The sequence below is a fragment of the Stenotrophomonas maltophilia genome (genome assembly GCF_006974125.1).
Taxonomy (GTDB): domain Bacteria; phylum Pseudomonadota; class Gammaproteobacteria; order Xanthomonadales; family Xanthomonadaceae; genus Stenotrophomonas; species Stenotrophomonas maltophilia_O.
This window is the reverse complement of the sequence record NZ_CP037858.1, coordinates 519,609-541,837: the sequence shown is the minus strand read 5'-3', so window position 1 is coordinate 541,837 and position 22,229 is coordinate 519,609. Positions and strand designations below refer to the sequence as shown.

At 66.6% G+C, this 22,229-nt stretch carries 18 protein-coding genes; 8 read left to right on the top strand and 10 right to left on the bottom strand.

Features of this window, described 5'->3' with window-relative positions; all coding sequences use genetic code 11:
* The first annotated feature begins 15 nt into the window (after nt 1-15).
* Complete coding sequence (gene betT / locus EZ304_RS02470; protein ID WP_099553326.1) at nt 16-1,995, top strand: choline BCCT transporter BetT; 1,980 nt, start codon at nt 16-18, stop codon at nt 1,993-1,995.
* 73 nt (nt 1,996-2,068) lie between these two features.
* Here betT and EZ304_RS02465 read toward each other — a convergent pair whose 3' ends face one another.
* Complete coding sequence (locus tag EZ304_RS02465) at nt 2,069-4,747, bottom strand: TonB-dependent receptor (RefSeq protein ID WP_260678208.1); 2,679 nt, start codon at nt 4,745-4,747, stop codon at nt 2,069-2,071.
* Nucleotides 4,748-4,934: 187 nt separating this feature from the next.
* Nucleotides 4,935-5,912, bottom strand: a complete 978-nt coding sequence (locus EZ304_RS02460; RefSeq protein WP_142806175.1) for a zinc-binding dehydrogenase — start codon at nt 5,910-5,912, stop codon at nt 4,935-4,937.
* Nucleotides 5,913-6,342: 430 nt separating this feature from the next.
* Between EZ304_RS02460 and EZ304_RS02455 the strand changes: the two genes are divergently transcribed.
* The 4 genes from EZ304_RS02455 (at nt 6,343) to EZ304_RS02440 (ending at nt 10,684) form a co-directional block, all read left to right on the top strand.
* Nucleotides 6,343-8,706, top strand: coding sequence for a ribonucleoside-diphosphate reductase subunit alpha (locus tag EZ304_RS02455; protein WP_142806174.1), 2,364 nt, complete (start codon nt 6,343-6,345; stop codon nt 8,704-8,706).
* A gap of 146 nt (nt 8,707-8,852) precedes the next feature.
* Nucleotides 8,853-9,893 (top strand): ribonucleotide-diphosphate reductase subunit beta, encoded by a 1,041-nt coding sequence (locus EZ304_RS02450; protein WP_099553336.1) that lies wholly within the window; start codon nt 8,853-8,855, stop codon nt 9,891-9,893.
* Between the two features lie 25 nt (nt 9,894-9,918).
* Nucleotides 9,919-10,386, top strand: coding sequence for a flavodoxin (locus tag EZ304_RS02445; protein ID WP_142806173.1), 468 nt, complete (start codon nt 9,919-9,921; stop codon nt 10,384-10,386).
* Complete coding sequence (locus EZ304_RS02440) at nt 10,358-10,684, top strand: thioredoxin family protein (RefSeq protein ID WP_005409967.1); 327 nt, start codon at nt 10,358-10,360, stop codon at nt 10,682-10,684. Before EZ304_RS02445 ends, EZ304_RS02440 begins: the two co-directional genes overlap by 29 nt.
* Nucleotides 10,685-10,982: 298 nt before the next feature.
* Here the strand turns inward: EZ304_RS02440 and EZ304_RS02435 are convergent, their stop codons facing one another.
* A complete protein-coding gene (locus tag EZ304_RS02435; protein WP_142806172.1) occupies nt 10,983-12,314 on the bottom strand; it encodes an Nramp family divalent metal transporter in 1,332 nt (443 codons plus the stop codon).
* A gap of 117 nt (nt 12,315-12,431) precedes the next feature.
* On the opposite strand from EZ304_RS02435, the gene mntR reads away from it, so the two are divergent.
* Nucleotides 12,432-12,902: a manganese-binding transcriptional regulator MntR gene (mntR, locus tag EZ304_RS02430; protein ID WP_005413716.1), complete on the top strand. Its 471-nt coding sequence runs from the start codon at nt 12,432-12,434 to the stop codon at nt 12,900-12,902.
* A 40-nt stretch (nt 12,903-12,942) separates the two neighbouring features.
* On the opposite strand, the gene EZ304_RS02425 is transcribed toward mntR, so the two are convergent.
* The 3 genes from EZ304_RS02425 to fabR all read right to left on the bottom strand — a co-directional run bounded on the left by EZ304_RS02425 (nt 12,943) and on the right by fabR (nt 16,574).
* Nucleotides 12,943-13,491, bottom strand: coding sequence for a thioredoxin-like domain-containing protein (locus EZ304_RS02425; protein WP_142806171.1), 549 nt, complete (start codon nt 13,489-13,491; stop codon nt 12,943-12,945).
* Nucleotides 13,481-15,640 (bottom strand): TonB-dependent receptor plug domain-containing protein, encoded by a 2,160-nt coding sequence (locus EZ304_RS02420; RefSeq protein ID WP_142806170.1) that lies wholly within the window; start codon nt 15,638-15,640, stop codon nt 13,481-13,483. Before EZ304_RS02420 ends, EZ304_RS02425 begins: the two co-directional genes overlap by 11 nt.
* Before the next feature lie 277 nt (nt 15,641-15,917).
* Nucleotides 15,918-16,574 carry an HTH-type transcriptional repressor FabR gene (fabR, locus tag EZ304_RS02415; RefSeq protein WP_005409961.1) on the bottom strand — a complete coding sequence of 219 codons (657 nt, stop codon included), beginning with the start codon at nt 16,572-16,574 and terminating at the stop codon, nt 15,918-15,920.
* Nucleotides 16,575-16,666: 92 nt separating this feature from the next.
* Here fabR and EZ304_RS02410 point away from each other — a divergent pair, with 92 nt between their 5' ends.
* Nucleotides 16,667-17,737 (top strand): ferredoxin reductase, encoded by a 1,071-nt coding sequence (locus EZ304_RS02410; RefSeq protein ID WP_185959213.1) that lies wholly within the window; start codon nt 16,667-16,669, stop codon nt 17,735-17,737.
* Between the two features lie 11 nt (nt 17,738-17,748).
* Nucleotides 17,749-18,897, top strand: a complete 1,149-nt coding sequence (locus EZ304_RS02405) for a fatty acid desaturase family protein (RefSeq protein WP_099553346.1) — start codon at nt 17,749-17,751, stop codon at nt 18,895-18,897.
* A gap of 5 nt (nt 18,898-18,902) precedes the next feature.
* On the opposite strand, the gene EZ304_RS02400 is transcribed toward EZ304_RS02405, so the two are convergent.
* From EZ304_RS02400 to EZ304_RS02385, 4 genes are all read right to left on the bottom strand, one after another.
* Nucleotides 18,903-19,238 (bottom strand): tetratricopeptide repeat protein, encoded by a 336-nt coding sequence (locus tag EZ304_RS02400; RefSeq protein WP_142806168.1) that lies wholly within the window; start codon nt 19,236-19,238, stop codon nt 18,903-18,905.
* Complete coding sequence (locus EZ304_RS02395) at nt 19,238-19,813, bottom strand: flavin reductase family protein (RefSeq protein ID WP_099553348.1); 576 nt, start codon at nt 19,811-19,813, stop codon at nt 19,238-19,240. Before EZ304_RS02395 ends, EZ304_RS02400 begins: the two co-directional genes overlap by 1 nt.
* Nucleotides 19,810-20,439 carry a superoxide dismutase gene (locus tag EZ304_RS02390; RefSeq protein WP_142806167.1) on the bottom strand — a complete coding sequence of 210 codons (630 nt, stop codon included), beginning with the start codon at nt 20,437-20,439 and terminating at the stop codon, nt 19,810-19,812. The genes EZ304_RS02395 and EZ304_RS02390 overlap by 4 nt, the downstream gene beginning before the upstream one ends.
* A 240-nt stretch (nt 20,440-20,679) precedes the next feature.
* Nucleotides 20,680-22,200, bottom strand: a complete 1,521-nt coding sequence (locus EZ304_RS02385) for a thioredoxin family protein (protein WP_142806166.1) — start codon at nt 22,198-22,200, stop codon at nt 20,680-20,682.
* Nucleotides 22,201-22,229: the final 29 nt, after the last annotated feature.

The window sequence follows — 22,229 nt, the reverse complement described above, 5'->3', positions numbered from 1 at the left end:
GGAGAACGCCGCCCCATGGATGTACTGGAGCCGCAACAATCCCCGGTGCGCACCCTTCGGCCTGTGTTCGCTTTCGCGGCGATCGTTGTCGTGGCGTTCGCGCTGTTCGTCAGCCTGTTCCCGCTCGGTGCGGGCCGCCTTCTGCTGAAGGCACAGGACTGGGCTGCACTGAATGTCGGCTGGTACTACCTGCTGGCGATGACCCTGTACCTGGTGTTCGTGGTCGGCGTGGCGCTGTCCAAATACGGTGGCATCAAGCTCGGCGCCGACCATGACGAACCGGAGTTCAGCTACCTCTCCTGGGCAGGCATGCTGTTCGCCGCCGGCATCAGCATCACCCTGTTCTTCTTCTGTGTTTCCGAACCGCTGACCCACTACCTGCAGCCGCCGCAGGGCGATCCGGCCGCGGGCGAGGCCGGCGCGCGCCAGGCCATGCAGCTGCTGTTCCTGCATTGGGGCCTGCATGGCTGGGGCGTGTTCGCGCTGGCGGCGATGGCGATGGCCTACTTCGCCTACCGCCACAACCTGCCGCTGGCGCTGCGCTCGGCGCTGTACCCGCTGATCGGCAAGCGCATCAACGGCCCGATCGGCTACACCGTGGACGCGCTTGGCATCGTCGCCACCGTGTTCGGCATCGGCGCCGACATGGGTTTCGGCGTGCTGCACCTCAACGCCGGGCTGGCGCACCTGTTCAACATCCCGCACTCCAACCTGGTGCAGATCATCCTGGTGGTCAGCATGATGGGCGCGGCGGTGGCCGTGGCCGTCTCCGGCGTGGAGAAGGGCGTACGCTGGATGGCCAACATCAACATGCTGCTGGCGATCACGCTGGTGCTGTTCATGCTGTTCGCCGGGCCGACGCAGTACCTGTTCAGCACGCTGATGCAGAACCTGGGCGACTACCTGGGCAGCGTGGTCGGCAAGAGTTTCGATGTGTATGCCTACGGCGGCCGCCCCGAATGGCTGGGTGGCTGGACGGTGTTCTACTGGGCCTGGTGGATCGGCTGGGCGCCCTTTGTCGGGCTGTTCATCGCGCGCATCTCTCGAGGCCGCACCATCCGCGAATTCGTGTTCGGCGTGCTGCTGATCCCGCTCGGCTTCACCCTGGCCTGGCTGTCGATCTTCGGCAACAGCGCGCTGGACCAGGTGCTGCACCACGGCCAGCAACAGTTGGCGCAGCTGGCGGTGGATGATCCACCGACCGTGCTGTATGCGCTGCTGGACGGCTACCCGTGGAGCCGCGCGGTGATTACAGTGACAGTGCTGGTCAGCTTCATCTTCTTCGTGACCTCGGCCGACTCGGGCGCGGTGGTGTTGTCCACGTTGTCGTCGCATGGCGGCGCACCCGAGGACGACGGCCCGCGCTGGTTGCGCGTGTTCTGGGGCACCGTGATTGCCGTGCTGACCGCGGGCCTGTTGCTGGCCGGCAGCATCGACGCATTGAAATCTGCGGTGGTGCTGGCATCGCTGCCGTTCTCGGCGATCCTGTTGTTGATGATGTGGGGGCTGACCCGCGCCTTCAGTGACGAGTCGCACCGCAAGCGTGCGCTGCAGTATCGGCCATCGCCGCTGATCGGCGACGATCGCCACCATCAGGGCTGGCGCCAGCGCCTGAGCCAGGCCATGCACTTCCCGGTGCGCGACCAGGTCTACCGCTTCATGGATGACACGGTGAAGCCGGCGATGGAGGCGGTGGCCGAGCAGCTGCGCGGGCAGGGCTGGGATGTATCCACCCGCTTCGAGGCCGGCGACATGGAGCTGACGGTCAACCACGGCGAACAGCAGGACTTCCTGTACCGGGTGATCCTCAGCGGCTACCTGACCCCTTCGTTCGCCGCGCAGCAGCTGCGCAACCAGCGTTACTACCGCGCCGAGGTGCACCTGTTCGAAGGCAGCCAGGATTACGACCTGGTAGGGTACAGCCGCAAGCAGATCATCAACGACATCATCAGCCAGTACGAACGGCACCTGCAGTTCCTGCACCTGAGCCGGTGATGCGGTGGGTGCGGACCGTTGGTCCGCACACCCCTGCAGAGCCGAGCCCATGCTCGGCTCTACAGGTGGCCCATCAGAACCGGTAGCGCGCCCCCAGCGAGACGAACTGCCCGCGCAGGTTGTACTGGCTGATGTCGAAGCCATTGGAGCCACCTGCCGGATCGAACGGCGGGTCCTTGTCGGTCAGGTTCAGCACTGACAGCGACAGCGTGGTGTTGGGAATGCCTTCGTAGGCCACGTACAGGTCCAGCTGGTGATACGGCTTGATGCGGTCGCGCAGGCCCGGGTTGCTGGTCGCCGTCGCCGCGCGCTGGTCATAGCCGCTCACGTACTGCAGGCTCAGCGTGCTGCTCCAGTCGCCCACCGCCCAGTTCAACGAAGTGGTGCCGCGGGTGCGCGGCAGTGCGCCGTGGCGGTTGTTGCCGGCTCCCTCGTACGGTGCCTGGCCGGCCACCAGCGGCTGCTTGAAGCTGAGCAGGTGGGTCCAGCTGCCGGCCACGGTGAAGTTGCCCCAGCCCTCGGTGCGGAAGGTGTGGTTGGCGTCCAGGTCCAGCCCTGAGGTGATCAGCTCGCCCTGGTTGGCGTACTGGTTGGTGATGAACTGGATGCGCCCGTTCTCGCGCTGCACGCGGCCCGGGAACAACTCCGGGTGATCGACGATGTACTGCGCGCTGTCCGGCTTGACCAGGTTGTCCTGCTCGATGCGGTACCAGTCCAGGCCGATGCTGGTATCGCCATCGGGCGACCACACCGCGCCCACGTTGAAGTTGCGCGAGCGTTCGGCCTTCAGGTCCGGGTTGCCGGTGCGGATGTTGGTCACGCCACGGCTGCCGCCGGGCTGCAACGGATCCAGCGGATCGATCACCGAGCCGTAGCTGACGGTCTGGCCCGGCGCGATCTCCGGCAGCGACGGTGCACGGAAGCCACGCGAGAACGAGCCGCGCAGCAGCAGGCTGTCCAGCGGCTGCCAGCGCAGCGCTACCTTCGGCGAGAACGCGTTGCCGAAGTCGTCATAGTGATCGCCACGTCCGGCCACCTGCAGCTCCAGGGTGCGGTGCAGCGGCACGCTCAGTTCGGCATAGGCGGCGCTGACCTGGCGCTCGCCGTTGACCACATTGATGGCCGGGCGCAGCTCGGTGCCCGACAGCACCTGCGCACTGGTGCGCGCGTCCAGTGATTCCTTGCGGAACTCGGCACCCCAGGCGAAGCCGACCGCACCGGCCGGCATCTCCCACAGCGAGGTCGAGGCCTTCACGTTCAACGCGTGCAGCTTGTACCAGCCCGGGCGCTTGGTCTGCAGGCGCAGTGCATCCAGCGCGCCCGGCGTGGCGGACGGGTTGAGGAAGTTGTAGCTGCCATCGCGCAGGATCTGTTCGAACGCGTAGCGGTTGACGAAGTTGTCGACGTATTCGCGCTGCGCGCTCTGCGAAGTCAGCGCCGCCACTTCCCAGTCCCAGCGCTCGCCACTGCCACGCACGCCGGCCAGGGCACGGTAGAACACCTGGGTGTTGTCCTTCAGGCGCGGGCCGATATCGAAGAAGGTGTACTCGAATGGCAGCGGCGTGCTGCCCGGGTTGTTCGGGTGGCCGACCGGCAGCACCGCCGGCACGTCGATCAGCGTGCCGGTCGCAGGGTTATAGGCACGCAGGCCGGGGCCAACGGTCAGCGGCGCGCTGAAGATCTGGTCGGCCTTGTTGTGGCTGTACAGCACGTCGGCGAACGCTTCGACGCTGTCATTGAAGCGGTAGGTCGCGCTCAACGACGCCTGCAGGCGCTCGGCGCCGGGCTGCAGGGTCTTGAACGGCTGCGCGTTGAAGGCGCAGGCCTGGCCAGGCAGGGTGCTGCCGAAGTCGCTGTATGGGCGCAGCTGGCTGCCGTCGGGGCAGTTGGCGAACGGCTGCGGCGCGCGTGGGTTGGACAGCCAGTTGCCACCGGCGGTGGACCAGCCGGCCAGGCGGCCACCGGGCTTGTCGCGGAAGTCACCGCTGCGGGTATAGGCACGATCGTCGCCATCGAGGCGGTCCCGCTTGAGCAGGTCCAGCCCGAACAGCACGTTCCAGCCCTGCTGTTCGAGGTCACCGAAGCCAGCCAGCAGGCTGGCCTTGCGTTCGTCGAGGCCGCCCTGGGTGGCGGTGCCGAAGCCGCCGCCGACTTCCACGCCCTGGAAGTTTTTGCGCAGGATGATGTTGATGACGCCGGCGATGGCATCGGAACCGTACACCGCCGAAGCACCGTCCTTCAGCACCTCGATGCGTTCCACCGCGCTGATCGGCAACGCGTTGAGGTCGACGAAGGTGTCCTGGGTATTGAGTGCGAAGCCGAAGTTGGACACGCGGTAGCCGTTGACCAGCACCAGCGTGTTCTTCGGCGACAGGCCACGCAGGCCGATCGAGGCAGAGCCAGCGGCGAAGCTGCCGGTGTACTGCTCGTCGAAACTGTTGCCGGCATTGGCCGACAGGTTGCGCAGCACGTCGGTAAGGGTGGAGCGGCCGGTCTGCTCGATCTGTTCGCGGCTGACGATCTGCACCGGGTTCGGCCCGGCGGTATCGCTGCGCTTGATGTTGGAGCCGGTCACCAGCACGGCGCCGAGGGTGGTGCTGTCCTTGCCGGTGTCGGCGGATTCAGCGGCGCCGGCAGCGCCGGCGGTGAGGCCCAGCGCGATCGCGCCGGCAAGCAGGTTCAGGGTGGTGCGGTACATGGAAGCGACAACGCCGAACGGGGGAGGAGCCGTCAGTACCGCACGCAGGCGCATGCGCCTTCCAATGACGAAAGCGCATTCAGTTATACATCACAGGTTCTTAACGAAAGTCGGTGCGCCCGGTGGAGCAGACCCACTCGGTGGGGGCGGACCGATCTGTGGTCGGTGCGGACCGTTGGTCCGCACACCCCTGCAGGGTCAGAGCCCTTTCCTTGTGGAAAGGGCTCCGACCCGGAGACCCTCAGGGCCGCAGCAGCACCTTGCCATTGCGGCCCGAACCCGCACCGGCCTTCGCCGCCTGGGCGATGTCGTCCAGTGCGAAGATCTGCTCCACCGGCAGGGTCAGTTCGCCGCTCGCCGCACGCTTCAGCAGTTCGCCAACCAGCCGGCGCTTGTCGTCCACCGCCATCGCCTGGCTGACCTTGCTGCCCCAGAAACCCTTCACGGTGGCTTCCTTGTAGATCAGGCCGCCGGCGGGAATGCGCATGGGTTCGCCGCTCATCACACCGAACGACACCAGGGTGCCGTGGTGGCCGAGCAGGTCGACCAGGTCACCGCTGGCGTCGCCGCCGATGGAGTCCACCGCGGCCGCGGCCTGTGCTTCGCCGGTCGCCTCACGCACGCGATCCTTCCAGCCGTCCAGCGAGGTGTCGAATACATGATTGATGCCCAGCGCCTGCAACTGCGCGACTGCATCGGCATTGCGCACCAGGTTGGCCACATGCACGCCACGTGCCCGCGCCAGCATCGCCAGCGACTTGCCCACCGCGCCGTTGGCGGTGTTCTGCACGATCCACTGGCCCGGCTCGACGTGCAGGAACTCCAGCAGCATCAGCGCGCTCAGCGGCATGGCGATCAGCTGTGCGGCCATTTCGTCGGGGATCGCCTCCGGCATCGGAATCACCATGCGTGCCGGTGCGATGAACGCTTCGGCCCAGGTGCCGTGCACCGAGGCGGCGGCAACCCGCTGGCCGATCTGCAGGCCGTCGACACCGTCGCCGAGTGCATCGACCACGCCCAGTGCTTCACTGCCACCGATCGCCGGCAGCGTCGGCTTGTAGCCGTAGAGGCCACGCACGGTCAGCAGGTCGTGGTTGTGGATCGAGGCCAGCACGGTGCGGATGCGCACCTCGCCGGGGCCGGGCTCGGGCAGCGGCGCATCGGCAATGGCAAGGACGTCGGCCGGGTCGCCGAAGGAGGGGTACTGGGCAGCGCGCATGGGCGGTGTTCCGGGGAAAGTTGATGTTGTACCGAACTGGGGACGCAGGCGTTGTCGACAAGGCGCCGCAGGTGCAACACGGCATCCTGCGACTGATCGTCGCGACATGTGCTGATTACCGCATCTTGTGTTGACGACTCGAGATATCCCCACTATGTTGTGGCCGTCACTCCCGGTCAGCCGCCGCCGCCGGACATGCAGCAAACGTCCCGCGGCCCGCCCCTGAGGCTTGCCGTGTCGACGCGGCCGCCATCGTGCGGACGCAGGTCGCCCCCACGGCCCGGATACCGGCCGCAGGCGCAGGCAGATGCCGACGACCTACGTTCCCGTGCCCTGGCAATCCACCCGTTCGCCCCGTGCGCCGGTATCGCGTGCAGGGCCGCCATGGCATCGACCGCCAACGCGCGTGCGAGCCTGGAGTTTCACCACCATGACCGACAGTACCTTCCGCGTGGCCGATCTGGCCGGCGCTGGCGACGCCTTGCGCGCCGGTGGCGAGCGCGTGCCGACCTGGATCACCAAGGAGGCCGGCAACCGCCGCCTGCCGTTCGACGCCGAGCGCCTGCAGCGCAGCATCGATGCCGTGCATGCCGAGTTCCCGCAGCTGGATGTGAGCGACTACCGCCGCGTGGTGCAGGCGATGGTCGAGCGCAAGCCCAGTATCAGTGCCGACGACCTGGTCGATCTGCTGATCCGTGAGGCCGAGTCGCGCGTGGACCTGGTCGCACCGGAGTGGGAACAGTTTGCCGCGCGCATCTACCTGCGCCGCCTGTACAAGCGTGCCAGCCGCAACCGCTTCTACGACGTCGGCCTGAAGTACGGCTCGTATGTGGGCCTGCAGGAAAGCCTGGCCGACCGCGGCATCTACAGCAACGACATCCTGCGCTGCTATTCCAAGGAAGAGCTGCAGCAGGCCGGCGAGATGATCGACCCGGAACGCGACCGACTGTTCGCCTACAACGGCCTGTACCTGCTGGCCACGCGCTATCTGGCGAGCGATCGCAGCCGCGAGGTCTACGAGCTGCCGCAGGAGCGTTGGCTGACCATCGCGCTGTACCTCATGCAGGAAGAAAAACCGCGTGAGCGGCGCATGCAGCTGGTCGGCGAGGCGTACTGGGCGCTGTCCAACCTGTACATGACGGTAGCCACACCGACGTTGGCCAACGCCGGCAAGGTGGGCGGGCAACTGTCCAGCTGCTTCATCGACACGGTGGACGACAGCCTGCAGGGCATCTATGACTCCAACACCGATATCGCCCGCGTGTCCAAGCATGGCGGCGGCGTTGGTGCCTACCTGGGCTATGTGCGCAGCAGTGGCGCACCGATCCGCGGCGTGGCCAATTCCTCCGGCGGCGTGGTGCCTTGGATCAAGCAGCTCAACAACACCGCGGTGTCGGTCGACCAGCTTGGCCAGCGCAAGGGCGCGGTGGCGGTGTACCTGGACATCTGGCACCGCGACATCGAAGCCTTCATGGACCTGCGCCTCAACAACGGCGACCAGCGCCTGCGCGCGCACGATGTGTTCACCTCGGTGTGCGTGCCCGACCTGTTCATGGAAGCGGTCGAGCGTCGCGCCGACTGGTACCTGTTCGACCCGCACGAGGTAAAGCAGGCCAAGGGCTGGTACCTGCAGGACTTCTACGACGAGAAGCGCGGCTCGGGCAGCTTCCGTGACCGCTATGCGGAACTGGTGGCCGACGAGCGCATCAGCCGCCGCACGGTGAAGGCCATCGATCTGTTCAAGCGGATCATGCTCAGCCAGCTGGAGACCGGCAACCCGTTCCTGTTCTACCGCGATGAGGTCAATCGCCGGAACCCGAACAAGCACGCGGGCATGATCTATTCCAGCAACCTGTGCACCGAGATCCTGCAGAACATGAGCCCGACGCGGATGATCCAGGAGATCGTCAGCGGCGACCAGATCGTCACCACACGGCGGGCCGGTGACTTCGTGGTCTGCAACCTGTCCTCGATCAACCTCGGCCGGGCGATCAGTGCGCCGGATGACCTGCTGGCCACCGACGTGCTGGAGCGCCTGATCCCGATCCAGGTGCGCATGCTCGACAACGTGATCGATCTCAATGCGCTGCCGGTGCCGCAGGCCACGATCACCAACCGCAAGTACCGCGCCATCGGCCTGGGCACGTTCGGTTGGCACCACCTGCTGGCGCAGCAGGCAATCCAGTGGGAATCACCGGATGCCGAAGAGTTGGCCGACCGCCTCTACGAACGCATCAACTTCCTGACCATCCAGGCCAGCGCGCAATTGGCGAAGGAGAAGGGCAGCTACCCGATGTTCGCGGGCAGCGACTGGCACAACGGGCGTTACTTCCGTGACCGCGACTACAGCGGCGCCGCGTGGGACAGCCTGGCCCGCGAGGTCGCCACGCATGGCCTGCGCAATGGCTGGCTGCTGGCCGTCGCGCCGAACATGAGCACCGCGCAGATTGCCGGCTCCACCGCCTCCATCGACCCGATCTACAGTGCGTTCTACTACGAGGAAAAGAAGGACTTCCGGCGGCCGGTGGCGGCGCCGGGCCTGTCGCTGGAAACCTGGCAGTACTACGAGAAGGGCGCCTACAAGGTCGACCAGTTCGCCAGCGTGCGCCAGAACGCGCGCCGCCAGCGCCATGTCGACCAGTCGATCAGCTTCAACCTGTACGTGCCCAGCACGATCCGCGCCAGCACCCTGCTGGAGCTGCACCTGAGCGCCTGGCGCGAAGGCCTGAAGACCACCTACTACGTGCGCTCCAACGACATCGACATCAGCGAATGCGAATGGTGCTCCAGCTGATCACCGACGACTCGCGGTAGCGCCGGCCGCTGGCCGGCAGCACCGCGTCCAGGGTAGTGCCGGCCGCTGGCCGGCAACCCCGCGATCCACGGTAGTGCCGGCCGCTGGCCGGCAACACGATGGAAAGAGAACGAAGGCAGAAAACCATGGCAACCCCCCTCGACCGCATCAAGATCCTCGAACCACGCCATCCCAACCGCAGCACCGGCATCATCAACGGGCGCACCAGTGGCATCCTCAACTGGAACGACATCCCATACCCGTCGTTCTATCGGGCCTACAAGGAGCTGTCGACCAACTTCTGGATTCCCGACGAGGTCGACATGAAGCTCGATGCCCGCCAGTACGGCGAGCTCAACGCACGCGAAAAGAACGCCTACGACTCCATCATCGGCCTGCTCGCCACGCTCGATTCACCGCAGACGCGCTTCATCTACAACGTGGCCGAGTACATCACCGACCCGGCCGCGCACGCCAACGCGGCGATCATCGGGCAGCAGGAAGTGATCCACAACGAGAGCTACAGCTACGTGCTGGCCTCGATCACCGACCTGCCGAACCAGAACCGCATCTTCGAGATCGCCCGCACCCACCCGACCATCATCAAGCGCAATGCGCCGATCATGGGGGCGTATGACGATTTCATGCGCGAGAAGACCGCCGAGACCCTGCTCAGGTCGTTGATCCAGTCCTCGATCCTGGAGGGCATCAATTTCTATTCCGGGTTCGCGTACTTCTACAACATGGTGCGGCAGAACCGCATGAACGGCACCGGCAAGATCATCAGCTTCATCAACCGCGATGAGCTGGCGCATACCAAGTTCATCAGCGAGTTGATCCGCGCCATCATCGGCGAGAACCCCGAGCTGCAGACCAACGAGCTGACCGCCTACGTGCACCAATCGTTCGAGCACGCCATCGAGCTGGAGACGCAGTGGTCGTCGGAGGTGCTGGATGGCATCGACGGCATCGACGTGGACGAGATGGTGCGCTACGTGAAGTACCGCGCCAACAAGATGGCCGGCATGCTCGGCATCGAGCGCCTGTACAGCGACACCACCGACAACGTGATGCCGTGGATCAAGGCCTACGCCGATAACTTCACCGAAACCAAGACCGACTTCTTCGAGATGCGCAATGCAAGTTACAAGAAGACCAACGTCGACAACGGCTTCGACGACCTCTGAGCCAGGCGCCGCGCTGAGCATCCTGGTGGTGGTTGCCTCGTTGAGCGGAAACACCCGCGAACTCGGCCGGCAGATCGCCGAGCGCTGCCGCGCCGCCGGCCATGCGGTGCACTGGCAGGAGGCGGACGACCTGCGCCAGGCGCCGCCACTGGCGGCCGACGAGGCCGACCTGGTGCTGCTGGGCTGCTGGACTGACAACGCCGGCCGCACGCCGTCGGAGATGAAGGCATGGGTGGCAGGCATCGCCGAGCGCGGCGAGCGGCCACGGCAGCTGGCGGTGTTCGGCACCGGTGAAACGCAGTGGGGGCAGGAGTACTACTGCGGCGCCGTGCACCGGCTGATCCGCTACTTCCGCAGCGACTATCCGCCGCTGGAAATCGAACAGATGCCGCATGGTCAACGCCATGCCGGGGCCATCGAGGCCTGGACCGCCGCGGTCCTGGCCCACTATTGGAGCAACACCGATGCAGATCATCGACGCCACCACGCCTGAGCAGTTCCAGCAGCTGTTGGCCGAACACCCGCGGGTGCTGGTGGATTTTCACAAGGACCAGTGCCCGGGGTGCCGGATGCTGGAGATGTCGTTGCACCGGGTGGCCAACAGCGTGGCGGGGCAGGGCACGACCCTGCTGCGCGTGCAGCTGGAAGTGCTGGGTGAGGCGTTCTTCAGGGAGCTGGGGCTGCGGCAGACGCCGACGCTGTCCCTGTTCCGTGACGGTGACGAACGCACGCGCCTGGCCGGGTTCCAGTCGCCGCAGCAGATCGAGGCCGCGATCGCGTTGCATTTGTAGAGCCGAGCCATGCTCGACTGCTGTTCGCTCGATCCTGATCCCTGTAGAGCCGAGCCATGCTCGGCTGTTGTTGGCGCGGTGCGCGATGAGTCGAGCATGGCTCGACTCTACAAGAGCATCCACGCATGGCGTGGATCTACTGGGCAACAGTGCATGGCGTGGAATTTACTGTAGAGCCGAGCCCATGCTCGGCTGCTCTTCGCGCGTTGCGCGATGAGTCGAGCATGGCTCGACTCCACAAGAGCATCCACGCATGGCGTGGATCTACTTGGGGCAGGACCGAGCCCGGCGTTTGGCATCACCCGCCGCTGAAGGTATCCACCAGCAGCTTCACGTTCAACACCACGATCACCAGCGCGATCACCCAGGCCATCGCGCCCAGCCAGCGCGGGGCCACCAGCGCGCCCATCGTCACCTTGTCGGTCACGATCCGCACCAACGGGATGATCGCGAACGGCAGCTGCATCGACAGCACCACCTGGCTCAGTACCAGCAGCTTTACCGCGCCCTGGTCGCCGAACAGCATGATCACCACCACCACCGGAATGATGGCCAGCGCCCGCGTGATCAGCCGCCGCAGCCACGGCGGCAGGCGCAGGTGCAGGAAGCCTTCCATCACGATCTGGCCCGCCAGCGTGGCGGTCACTGTCGAATTCAGACCGGAGGCCAGCAGGGCGACCGCGAACAACGTCGCCGCTGCGCCCACGCCCGGCATCGGCGCCAGCAGCTGGTGGGCCTGCTCGATGTCTTCCACATCAAATCGGCCGTTGGCATGGAACACCGCTGCCGCCAGGATCAGGATGCTGGCGTTGATGAACAGTGCAAGGGTCAGCGCAAGGGTGCTGTCGGTCACCGCCCAGCGCAGGGCACTGCGACGGCCCTCGTCGGTGCGCGGATAGGCGCGGGTCTGCACGATGGACGAATGCAGGTACAGGTTGTGTGGCATCACCGTGGCACCAATGATGCCGATCGCGATGTACAGCGCGTGCGGATCAGTCACTACCTGCGCGCGCGGAATGAATCCGCCCAGCACGTCCATCACCGGCGGTGCGGCCAGGGCGATCTGCACCATGAAGCAGCCGAAGATCACCATCAGCAGCGCGATCACGAAGGCTTCCAGTGCCCGGAAGCCGCGGTTCATCAGCAGCAGTACCAGCAGCGTGTCCAGTGCGGTGATCACCGCGCCCCACAGCAGCGGCAGGTCGAACAGCAGCTTCAATGCGATCGCGGTGCCGATCACTTCGGCCAGGTCGCAGGCGATGATCGCCGCCTCGCACAGCGCCCACAGCGCCAGGTTCACCGGCTTCGGGTAACGCGCGCGGCAGGCCTGCGCCAGGTCCATGCCGGTGGCGATGCCCAGCCGCGCCGACAGCGCCTGCAGGATCACCGCCATCAGGTTGGAAATGAGGATGACCGACAGCAGCAGGTAGCCGAAGCGCGAACCGCCGGCGAGGTCGGTGGCCCAGTTGCCCGGGTCCATGTAGCCGACCGAGATCATGTAGCCCGGGCCGAGGAAGGCCAGCAGGCGGAACCACCAGTGCCCCTTGTCGGGCACCGCCACCGAGGCGTTGAGCGCGCCCAGGCTGGCCGCAGTGGAGGCCGAAGGGTCGCGGGGTGCCAGGGTGTTCATGGGCTCGAATATAGCTCCTGCTATAGTCATTAGCAATGTGAAACAATCGTCTTTATCGCGTTACTGGTCCAGAATTCAGGTTCAACACCGGATCACCCCGGAAGGACAGGCGCAGGCGTGGGCAAGACCGACGATTCGACATCGCTGAAAAGCACCCCCTTGATCGAGGCCGAGCGCCAGGTCGAGAGCTTTCGCCAAGTGCGCGAGGCGCACCGGATGGAGCTGGTGGAGGACTATGTCGAGCTGATCTCGGACCTGCTGGCCGACGGCGGCGAGGCTCGCCAGGTCGACATCGCCACCCGCCTGGGCGTGGCCCAGCCCACGGTGGCGAAGATGCTGCGGCGCCTGGCCCGCGATGGCTGGGTGGTGCAGCGGCCGTACCGCGGCGTGTTCCTGACCCCGGAAGGCGAGGCGCTGGCACATGCCAGCCGCCAGCGTCACCAGACCGTGGAGCGTTTCCTGCTGGCGCTGGGCGTGGACGCCGATACCGCGCGGCGCGATGCCGAGGGCATCGAGCACCATGTGAGCGAGCAGACGCTGGCGTTGTTTGAAGCCTTCGTGCGCAAGGCCGAGGGCGGGGCGCCGTAACGGTAGCGCCGGGCCATGCCCGGCGGCATTTCGCGCGACCCTACAATCCAGGCGGGCAACGCGCCTGTTCCTGCGCACACGCCTGTTTCGTCCATTCCTTCAATACCGGCTGCAGGCCTTCATAGCGCCGGCCTTGCCAGCCATTGGCCAACACCTTGCCGTCGGCATCGATCAGCACCAGATTCGGCGGTGCCAGCCCGGCCAATGCCTGCAGCGCCGGCATTCGTGCGGCGCGGCGCGGGTCCAGTACCGGCCACGGCATCTCCTGCGCGTGCATGTAGCGGCGCAGCGCGCTCTCGCTCTCATCCAGACTGACGTACACCACTTCGGTATCGGCGCCAGCCTCGCGCAGCGCATCGCGCACGCTGCGCAGCGTGGGTACGAAGGCATGGCACGGTGCACACCAGTCGGCACCGAAGTACAGTGCCACCAGTTTCGGCGGCGGCGTCCACTGCATCGGCCGCAGCGAACGCTGTTCCGGCCGCATCAGCGAGGCCGAGACCTGCGCGTGCAGATCCGCAGCCATCGCCGGTGCGGCCAGCAGCACGGCACAGGCCAGCAACAGCGCTCGTAGTGGATCAGAACGCATAGCGAAGGTTGACGTACCAGGAGCGCGCGAAACGCGGTCCGTAGACGTAGTCGCTGTCACGCAGCGCGCCCACCTCCAGATCCTTCTGGCGCTGATCGAAGACGTTCTTGACGCCTGCAGCCACCGACACTTCCTGCTGCGCCTGCGCGCCCAGATGCCGGTGCCAGCGCGCACCAAGGTCGGTGACCAGGAACGAACGCGTGCGGTGCAGCTCGCCCAACCGGTTGTTCAGTACCGACATCGGGCCGGTATGGCGCAGCGCGACGAAGGTCTCCCACGGCTCGGCGGGCATCCAGCTGAGCTGGGCCAGACCGGTCCAGCGCGGGGTCTTCAGGTAGTCGCGGCTTTCGATGACGGTGTCGCCACCGTCGCCGGTGTCGTCGAAGATGCGCTGCGGTTCGCGGAAGCGCGAGCGGTACCACGAAGCCCCGGCGGTCAGGCGCCATTGCGGCGACGGCTGCCAACCCAGGTTGGTTTCCGCGCCCAGCACGTTGGAGCCGGAAGCGTTGTAGCGCAGCTGGCTCAGCTGTCCGTCATCGCCGCGCTGGATCTCACCCAGTGCGAAGGTGTCGCGGATGCGTGCATAGGAGGCGGTGGCATCCCAGCTCCACACCGGATTGGCCGGGTCCGAACGCCAGTCGAAGCCGAACAGGGTGGTCAGCGCGCGCTCCTCCTTCAGGCCATCGGTGTTGCGCACGCGCACCTGCTCGCCACCCAGCGTATCGACATGCACGTCCTCGACGAATATCTCCGGTGCACGGAAGCCGGTGGCGACGCCAGCGCGCCATTTCAGGTTCGGCGTGGCCTGCCAGGCCAGCGCGATGCGCGGCGAGAACACCGCGCTGTCCAGCTCCGAGCTCTTGTCCACGCGTGCACCCAGCACCAGATCGACGTTGTCGCGCAGGCTCCACTCGTCCTGGATGAAGGCGCCCAGGTTGTGGAAGGTGGCGTCCTCCAGCACCGCAAGGCGCTGCCCGTCACCGGTGCGGTTGTCGTCGCGCAGTGCCTCGTGCTTGTACTGCACGCCGAAGGCCAGCGCGTGCGCGCCCAACCGCCAGTTCAACTGGCTGTCGATGTAGTGCAGCGGATTGTGGGTGCGGCCGTACTGCCGCCACGAACGCGAGGCCGCGCTGCCGGCTACGTTCGGGTCCAGCTGCGAGGGGTCATAGCCGGGTGCGGACGGATCGGTGACAACGTCGCCCAGACCGCCATAGAAGCTGTCGCGGTCGATGTCGGCGAAGGCGTAGGCCAGGCGGAAATCGACGTCGGCATTGACCTCCTGGTCCCACGACACACTACCGCGCCGGTACTTCGTATCCAGCGATTCGGCGATGTTGGCCAGGTACTCGGGCTGGTCCAGGCGGTTGCCTCCGCGGCGGGTTTCATCGGTCACCTGCAGGTCCAGGCGCAGCCGCGTGCCCGGCGTGGGCGCATACCAGGCCTGCAGCCCGCCGACCTTGAGGTTCTTGCGGGTGATTTCGGTGTAGCCGTCACCGTTGTAGTCGATGCCGCTGTTCCAGTTGCGTTGGGCAATCACTGAAAGCCCTGCGTCGGCGTCTTTCGCCACCAGGTCCAGGCGCACGTCGGCATTCTTCTGCGGCGTGCCCTTCAGTACGTCCACGCCGGCCTGCGCATGTCCGCCGCTACGTGCCGGCAGCGGCGGAATCAGGTTGATCACACCGGCCACCGCGCCCGGGCCGTACAGCGCCGAGCCACCGCCCTTGACCACTTCGATGCGATCGACGAACCCGGCCGGAATCTGCTCCAGGCCATAGACGCTGCCAAGCGTGGACAGCAGCGGAATGCCATCGAACAACAGCTGGTTGTACGCTCCCGGCAGGCCCAGCAGCTGCACTTCGCTGGTATTGCAGTTCTGGCAGTTGCTTTCCACGCGCAGGCCGTTGATCAGCTCGGCGGCGCGCGAGAAGTCGGTGGCCGCGCGCAGCGCGATGTCTTCCTTGCGCAGCACTTCGGTGCGGATCGGAACATCGGATAGCAGGCGTTCGCTGCGGGTGGCAGTGCTGACCTTCACCTGCACGCGGTCCAGCTCGGTCGGTCGCGGGGTGGCGGCGAGCGCGGGCAGCGGCAGGGTCAGGGCAATGGCGGCGGCCAGGGGCAGCCGATGGAAGAGGGGTGTGGCAACGGGCATGAGGGCGTCGTCCTTGGGGGAAGAAAGGCGGCGAGGGCGACCTGGCTGACGCATATGAAAGCAGCGGCTTATGAATATAGCAAGTGCTATATAACGAAGCCGCAGCAATTCCGAATGGAGTGCCGGCCGAGTCACATCATGGTGGTGTTATAACATTACACCTAGAGGCCTAACCCTGCCGGTGGTCATGTCCGGAGGATGGAGTTGCCGTGCGGGCAGAGAGGCTGGAGTCAGAGCCCTTTCCTTTGGAAAGGGATCCGACCCCAGGGGGCGATCGTCAGCCGCGGCGGAACGCGGCGGGGGTACGGGCGCCGACGATGATCATGCGGATCATCGTGGAGATCTGTTCAACCAGTTCCGGATCCTTTTCCGGCGGCAGGTCCATGGCGGTAGCGCCCATCGCGAACACCAGCCGGGTGATGGCCTTGGCCACCAGTTCCGGGGCATGCAGCACGGCGCCATCCAGTGCGGCCAGGCGCACCAGGTCGTGCTGCAGCTCTTCCTCGAAGTAGTGCAGCTCGCGTTCGACCGCGTGCTTGAAGTCGTCCGAGCCGACTGCACCCTCGCGCAGCAGCACGTGCAGCAGCTTGTCGTCGGCGCGCAGCTGCTCCATGAAGGTCTCCACCGAGACCCGCACCACGCTGGTGGCGGTGGATGTGGCGCGCTGGCGGGCCTCGCCGATGATGGTGCGCAGCGAGCGGCCGGCGGCGTCGATCAGCGCCACGGCCAGCTCATCCATGTCGCGGAACTGCCGGTAGAAGCTGTTTGGCGCGATGCCGGCCTCACGTGCCACTTCGCGCAGGCTGAGCGTGGACAGGCTGCGGTGCGGCCCGATCAGTTTCAGGGCGGCGGCCAGCAGATCCTCGCGGCTCACCGTGCGGCGGGCCGGGCTGTTGGCATCTTCGGGCGTCGACAAGGCGGTGGCGGCGGCCATGGGGGTTCCGGTGGGGCGAGGCTGAATCATACCCAATCCGGTTCAATATACACATGTATACACAGGTGTATGTGCGCCCGTATAGTTCGCTCATGAGCGCTGTCGTCCGTCCGTCCCTGTTCTCTCCGTACCGCTGGGTCTCGCCGTCGCTGTTCGATTTCTGGGCGGGCCAGCTCAATCCCCTGTGGACCCTGCGCGAGCCGGTGGCCCGCCTGGTCCGGCGTGAGCCGGCCGGCGAGGGCGCGGCGACCCTGGTCCTGCGCACCAACCGGCACTGGGCCGGCATGCGCGCTGGCCAGCACGTCACCCTCGGCGTCGAGATTGAAGGACGCCTGTGGCAGCGCAGCTACAGTCCTACCGCACTGGGTCGGCGCGAGCTGGCGATCACCGTCAAGGCGATCGACGGCGGCCGGGTCAGCCAGCATCTGGTCAACCACGCGCAGCCGGGCGAACTGTTCCGCCTCGATGCCGCCTTCGGCGAGTTCCATATGCCGGCCGCGGCGCCGGTGCTGCTGCTGGCTGCCGGCAGTGGCATCACGCCGATGCGCAGCCTGTTGCGCGACGCCTGCCAGCGCCCGCTGGCAGCACCGGTGGACCTGTTCTATTGGGAGCGCACCGCTGCCCATCTGCAGTTCCGTGATGAGCTGCAGGCGCTGGCCGCGGCACATCCGAACCTGCGCGTGCACCTGCTGACCACCCGCGAGGGTGAGGCGCCGGCCGCGCGCATCGATACCCACGATCTGCAGGTGGCGGGCGATGACACGCCGCTGGCGCAGCGCCATGTGCTGGCCTGCGGCCCGGATGGGTTCGTTGCCGCCGCGCGCGAACGCCTGGCGCACCAGGTGGCCGGCTTCCAGGCCGAAGCCTTCGCCCCGCCGGCGCCGCTGCGCGATGCCAGCAGTGAGGGTGAAGTGTCGCTGACCCTGGCCCGCAGTGGCCGCCAGCTGAGCGTGCCACGTGGCCGCTCGCTGCTGGAAAGCCTGGAAGCGCATGGCATCAAGCCCAAGCACGGTTGCCGCATGGGCATCTGCAACACCTGCACCTGTGATCGCGTCAGTGGCGCCACCCGCCACCTGCGCACCGGCGACCTGCAGTCCGAATCGGCACAGCCGGTGCGGATCTGCGTGAGCGCACCGACCACCGACCTGACCCTGGATCTCTGAGGACGCCTGCCATGACCCGCGCTACCGACCGTGCCTTGAGTACTGCCGAGATGCATGCCTTCGGCGAGGAACTCGACGCGATCCGCGACCGTGTGATCGACAGCCTCGGTGCCTCCGATACCCGCTATATCCGCCGCGTGGCCGCCGCCGTGCGCTGGTTCGGCGTGGGCGGCCGTGGCCTGCTGTTCCTGGCGGCGTTCTCGCCGCTGTTCTGGATGCCGCTGCTGTGGCCGGCCGCGATCACCGGCACGCTGCTGCTGGCGCTGTCCAAGATCCTGGAGAACATGGAACTGGGCCACAACGTGATGCACGGCCAGTTCGACTGGACCGGCGACCCCAAGCTCAACGGCAATACCTACGAGTGGGACATCGTTGCCACCGCCGACAACTGGCGCAAGACCCACAATTTCCGCCACCACACCTACACCAATGTGCGCGGCATGGACGATGACATCGGCTACGGCCTGCTGCGCATCTTCCCGGAACAGCGCTGGAAGCCGTTCTACCTGCTGCAGCCGATCATCGCGCCGATCTTCGCGCTGCTGTTCCAGTGGGGCGTGGCCGCGCAGGACCTGCGCCTGGGCCGTTGGCTGAAGGGGCGTATCAGTGGCCGTGCGATGTGGCTGCAGACCCGCCCGGTGGCGCGGAAAATGGCCCGCCAGGTGCTGAAGGACTACGTGTTCTTCCCGCTGCTGGCCGGCCCGTTCTTCCTCACCGTGATGCTGGGCAACATGGTGGCCAACGGCCTGCGCAACATCTGGACCTACGTGATCATCTTCTGCGGCCACTTCACCGCCGAATCGGAAACCTTCCCGAAGGAATGCCTGCGCAATGAATCGCGCGGCCACTGGTACCTGCGCCAGCTGCGGGGTTCGTCCAACATCAGCGGTGGCTTCCTGATCAACGTGCTGTCGGGCAACCTCAGCCACCAGATCGAGCACCACTTCTACCCGGACCTGCCGGCCAACCGCTATGCGGCCATTGCCAAGGAAGTGAAGGACATCTGCCGCCGCTACGGCCAGCACTACAACAACGGCTCGCTGCCGCGCCAGTTCGGCCAGGTGGTCTGGCGCATCCTGCGCCACGCGTTCCCGAGCAAGCCGCGCCGCCTGCCGATGTCGGACATCATGTCCGCACCGGCATCGGCCAACGCGGGCTGATCGACTCAGCCCGCTTTCGCCAGGTCCGCCTGCTCGCGGTCCAGGCGTCGCAGGAACACCTGCATTTCCTTGCGTGCCTGCTGGTCGCCCTTGCTGCCGGCCACGCTCAGGCCGCGTTGCCATGCTTCGCGCGCCGCCTGCGGCTGGCCACTGGCCAGCCAGGCTTTGCCCAGCAGCTTCCAGGCCGCCGAGTACTGCGGATCAAGAACCACGCAACGGCCCAGATGGGTCGCCGCGCGTACCGGGTTGCCGGCATCCAGCCAGCCCTTGCCCAGGCCGAAGCGCAGCAGTGCGCCGTCCTTGCCGTTGGCAAGCATGCATTCCAGGGCTTCGATGTTCATCAACGCACCTCCACCAGCAGTTCGGTGGGACCGGGCTGGAAGCGGCCACGATGGAACAGCAGCGGGGCGCCGCCGTTCTCGTGAACCTCGATGATGCGTCCGGCCAGCAGCAGGTGATCGCCCACCGGCCACATCGCGTGGCGGGTACAGGTGAGATGGGCGACCGCACCGGCGATGCGCGGTGGGGCGTCCTCGCCGTCATCCAGCAATGCCAGGCCGTCGAAGCGGTTGCGTACCTGCGGATCGGCGAAGCGCCGGGCCAGCGTTTCCTGGTCGGCCGCCAGCACGCTGATCGCAAAGCGGGTGGCGCGCTGGAAGGTGGACAGACTCTGCGCGTGCAACGCCAGGTTCCATAGCACCAGGGGCGGCTGCAATGACACCGGCACGAACGAATTGATGGTCAGGCCGATGGGCTTGCCCTGCGCGTCGCGCGTGCAGACGATGGCCACGCCGGTAGGAAAGTGGCCGAGCAGCCGCCGCAGGGCACGCGGCGGCATCTCGACCGACGGCACCGGCGCCGGGGCGGGGAAGACCCCCGCCCACGGGCCGGCGTACGGCAGTGTCTCGGCGCTCATGAGGCCCTGGCCTGGCGGTAGCGCCGGCCGACCTCGGCCCAGTTGATGATGTTGAAGAACGCACCGATGTAGTCCGGGCGACGGTTCTGGTAGTGCAGGTAGTAGGCGTGTTCCCAGACATCCAGTGCGAGGATCGGGATGTTGCCGGACAGGCCAACGGCTGCACCCATCAGCGGGCTGTCCTGGTTGGCGCTGCTTTCCACCTGCAGGCGGCCATCGCGATCGCTGGTCAGCCAGGCCCAGCCGCTGCCGAAGCGGGTCTGCGCCGCCTTGGTGAAGGCATCCTTGAAGGCATCGAAGCCGCCAAGATCGCGGTCGATGGCGGCGGCCAGCTCATCATCGGGTGCACCACCGTTGGTGCTGAGTACGGTCCAGAACAGGCTGTGGTTGGCGTGGCCACCGCCGTTGTTGCGGATGGCGCCGCGCTGGGCCTCGGGCACGGTATCGAGCCGGGCGATCAGTGCCTCGACCGGCTGCTCGGCGATGCCGGCCTGCTCGATGGCGGCGTTGAGGTTGTTGACGTAAGTCTGGTGGTGCTTGCTGTGGTGGATCTCCATCGTGCGCGCATCGAAATGCGGCTCAAGGGCGTCGTAGGCGTAGGGGAGCGGGGGAAGCGAGTACGACATCGAAGCAGTCTCCGTGGGGAAGGCCAGAGGGGCTGGCCGTGGGGAGATCGTTATCGCACCTAAACATTGGTTGAGGTCAAGGGGAAGGATTGAAATGCGTGAAAGAGCGGCATGGTAGTGCCGGCCGCTGGCCGGCAAGCAGCGAAGGTCGGGTTGCCGGCCAGCGGCCGGCACTACCAGAACCCGCTTTTCGAACCTCACCGGCGCGCTGATGTGCCCGCCGCCAGCGTTTTCATCAACTCAGCTCAACCAGTCCTTGCACGCACCATCCACCGGGTCACCGCATGCCTGCTGCATCCGCTGCTGCAGCCGCGCCAGCGTCTCCGCACCCTGGTGCTTGCCGCTCCACGTCTTCAACTGCCCGGCCAGGCGCTCGAAGCGCTGGCGGGTACGCTGGTGGTAACCCGACGGCTGCGCTTCCAGTTCGGCGATCAGCGATGCGGTGGCCTGCTCGATGCGTGGTGCGTCGTCCGGCGCCAGCTTCAGCAGGCCCTCCACGTACAGCACGCCCCATTGCACGCGGGTGGCCGGGCCCTGGGCACCGTCGTAGGCACGCTTCAACCACTCCAGCGCACCGGCGGTGTCGCCGCGCTGCTCGGCCAGTTCGGCCAGCTCGGGCATGTAGTAGTACGGCTGCTCGCTGCGCCTCAGCTCGGCCAGCAACAGCGCCTCGGCACCTGCGTCGTCACCGACCTGGCGCAGGGCATAGACCGCGCTGCTGATCGTGGCCTGGCGTGCATGCGCATCGGTGGCGGCGGCATCGGCAGCAGCCACGCGCTGCTTGACCCGATCAACCAGCGCGGCGGGCAATCCACCCTTCGGCTGCTGCTGGCGGGCAAGGGATACTTCGGTCAGCGCACGCGACAACGCGTCGTCGGCGCGGTCGCCGCGCTCGGCATCTGCGCGCTCCAGCGCGACCAGCAGCTGCTGTCCCAGCGTATTGCTGGTGGCCGGCCCGGCACTGGCCTGCTTGACCAGCTGCACGCCTGCATAGCCCAGCAACTCACGGTTGCGGCGCACTTCCGCCGGTTGCGCCAGCACCGCCTGCAGCAGCTCGCGTACTTCGGTGGGCGAGGCATCGGGCTTTTCGGCCGTTGCCAAGGCAAGCAGCGCGAAGCGGCGCTGCAGGGCGGCATCCGGTGCGGTTCTGGCAAGCTGGCGCAGCACGTCGGCACTCTTGCGCTCACCGGCCAGGCGATTGGCGTCCACTTCCCAGCCGTAGTCGCCCAGCACCTGCCAATCCTCGGCGGCCAGCCTGTCCGGCGTGGCGAGCGCGGTGGCCAGCGTAGCGGCGACCGCGCTGCGACGGCCGGCGGCCACGGTCAATGCGCGGGTCAGTTCGGCCGCATCGTTTCCACCGGCTACACGGGTGATTTCGTTGCGCTGTGGGTCCAGCACGATCAGGGTCGGATAGCCGCGTACGCCGAAGCGCTCGCCCCAGGCCTGCGCACCTTCCTCGTCGCCGTCCAGGTAGACGGGAACGAATTTGCTGGTCAGCGCGATGAAGGCCGGGTCCTTGAACAGGCCCGCCTTGAGCTGGTTGCACGGCGGGCACCAGACCGCGCCCCAGTACAGCAGCACCGGCTTGCCGCTGTCGGCGGCTTCGGCGAAGGCATCGTCCACATCGCCCTGGCGCCAGGAGATTTCCTTGGCCAACGCGGGCGCCTCGGCGGAGTTGGCGGTGGAAACCGGGGCCGGGGTGCAGGCGCTCAGCGCCGAAGCCAGCAGCAACACGGAAAGCGCGACGCGCATCGGCAGCATCTCGAAGGGCAGGGTGACAGGCCATTGTA

What these genes read in the sequence shown, in the direction of transcription:
- EZ304_RS02400 (WP_142806168.1), bottom strand. Translation starts at nt 19,238, where the DNA reads ATGAACATCGAAGCCCTGGAATGCATGCTTGCCAACGGCAAGGACGGC.
- fabR (WP_005409961.1), bottom strand. Translation starts at nt 16,574, where the DNA reads ATGGCCGCCGCCACCGCCTTGTCGACGCCCGAAGATGCCAACAGCCCG.
- EZ304_RS02425 (WP_142806171.1), bottom strand. Translation starts at nt 13,491, where the DNA reads ATGCGTTCTGATCCACTACGAGCGCTGTTGCTGGCCTGTGCCGTGCTG.
- EZ304_RS02450 (WP_099553336.1), top strand. Translation starts at nt 8,853, where the DNA reads ATGGCAACCCCCCTCGACCGCATCAAGATCCTCGAACCACGCCATCCC.
- betT (WP_099553326.1), top strand. Translation starts at nt 16, where the DNA reads ATGGATGTACTGGAGCCGCAACAATCCCCGGTGCGCACCCTTCGGCCT.
- EZ304_RS02410 (WP_185959213.1), top strand. Translation starts at nt 16,667, where the DNA reads ATGAGCGCTGTCGTCCGTCCGTCCCTGTTCTCTCCGTACCGCTGGGTC.
- EZ304_RS02465 (WP_260678208.1), bottom strand. Translation starts at nt 4,747, where the DNA reads ATGCGCCTGCGTGCGGTACTGACGGCTCCTCCCCCGTTCGGCGTTGTC.
- EZ304_RS02440 (WP_005409967.1), top strand. Translation starts at nt 10,358, where the DNA reads ATGCAGATCATCGACGCCACCACGCCTGAGCAGTTCCAGCAGCTGTTG.
- EZ304_RS02420 (WP_142806170.1), bottom strand. Translation starts at nt 15,640, where the DNA reads ATGCCCGTTGCCACACCCCTCTTCCATCGGCTGCCCCTGGCCGCCGCC.
- EZ304_RS02385 (WP_142806166.1), bottom strand. Translation starts at nt 22,200, where the DNA reads ATGCTGCCGATGCGCGTCGCGCTTTCCGTGTTGCTGCTGGCTTCGGCG.
- EZ304_RS02405 (WP_099553346.1), top strand. Translation starts at nt 17,749, where the DNA reads ATGACCCGCGCTACCGACCGTGCCTTGAGTACTGCCGAGATGCATGCC.
- EZ304_RS02435 (WP_142806172.1), bottom strand. Translation starts at nt 12,314, where the DNA reads ATGAACACCCTGGCACCCCGCGACCCTTCGGCCTCCACTGCGGCCAGC.
- EZ304_RS02395 (WP_099553348.1), bottom strand. Translation starts at nt 19,813, where the DNA reads ATGAGCGCCGAGACACTGCCGTACGCCGGCCCGTGGGCGGGGGTCTTC.
- EZ304_RS02460 (WP_142806175.1), bottom strand. Translation starts at nt 5,912, where the DNA reads ATGCGCGCTGCCCAGTACCCCTCCTTCGGCGACCCGGCCGACGTCCTT.
- EZ304_RS02455 (WP_142806174.1), top strand. Translation starts at nt 6,343, where the DNA reads ATGACCGACAGTACCTTCCGCGTGGCCGATCTGGCCGGCGCTGGCGAC.
- EZ304_RS02390 (WP_142806167.1), bottom strand. Translation starts at nt 20,439, where the DNA reads ATGTCGTACTCGCTTCCCCCGCTCCCCTACGCCTACGACGCCCTTGAG.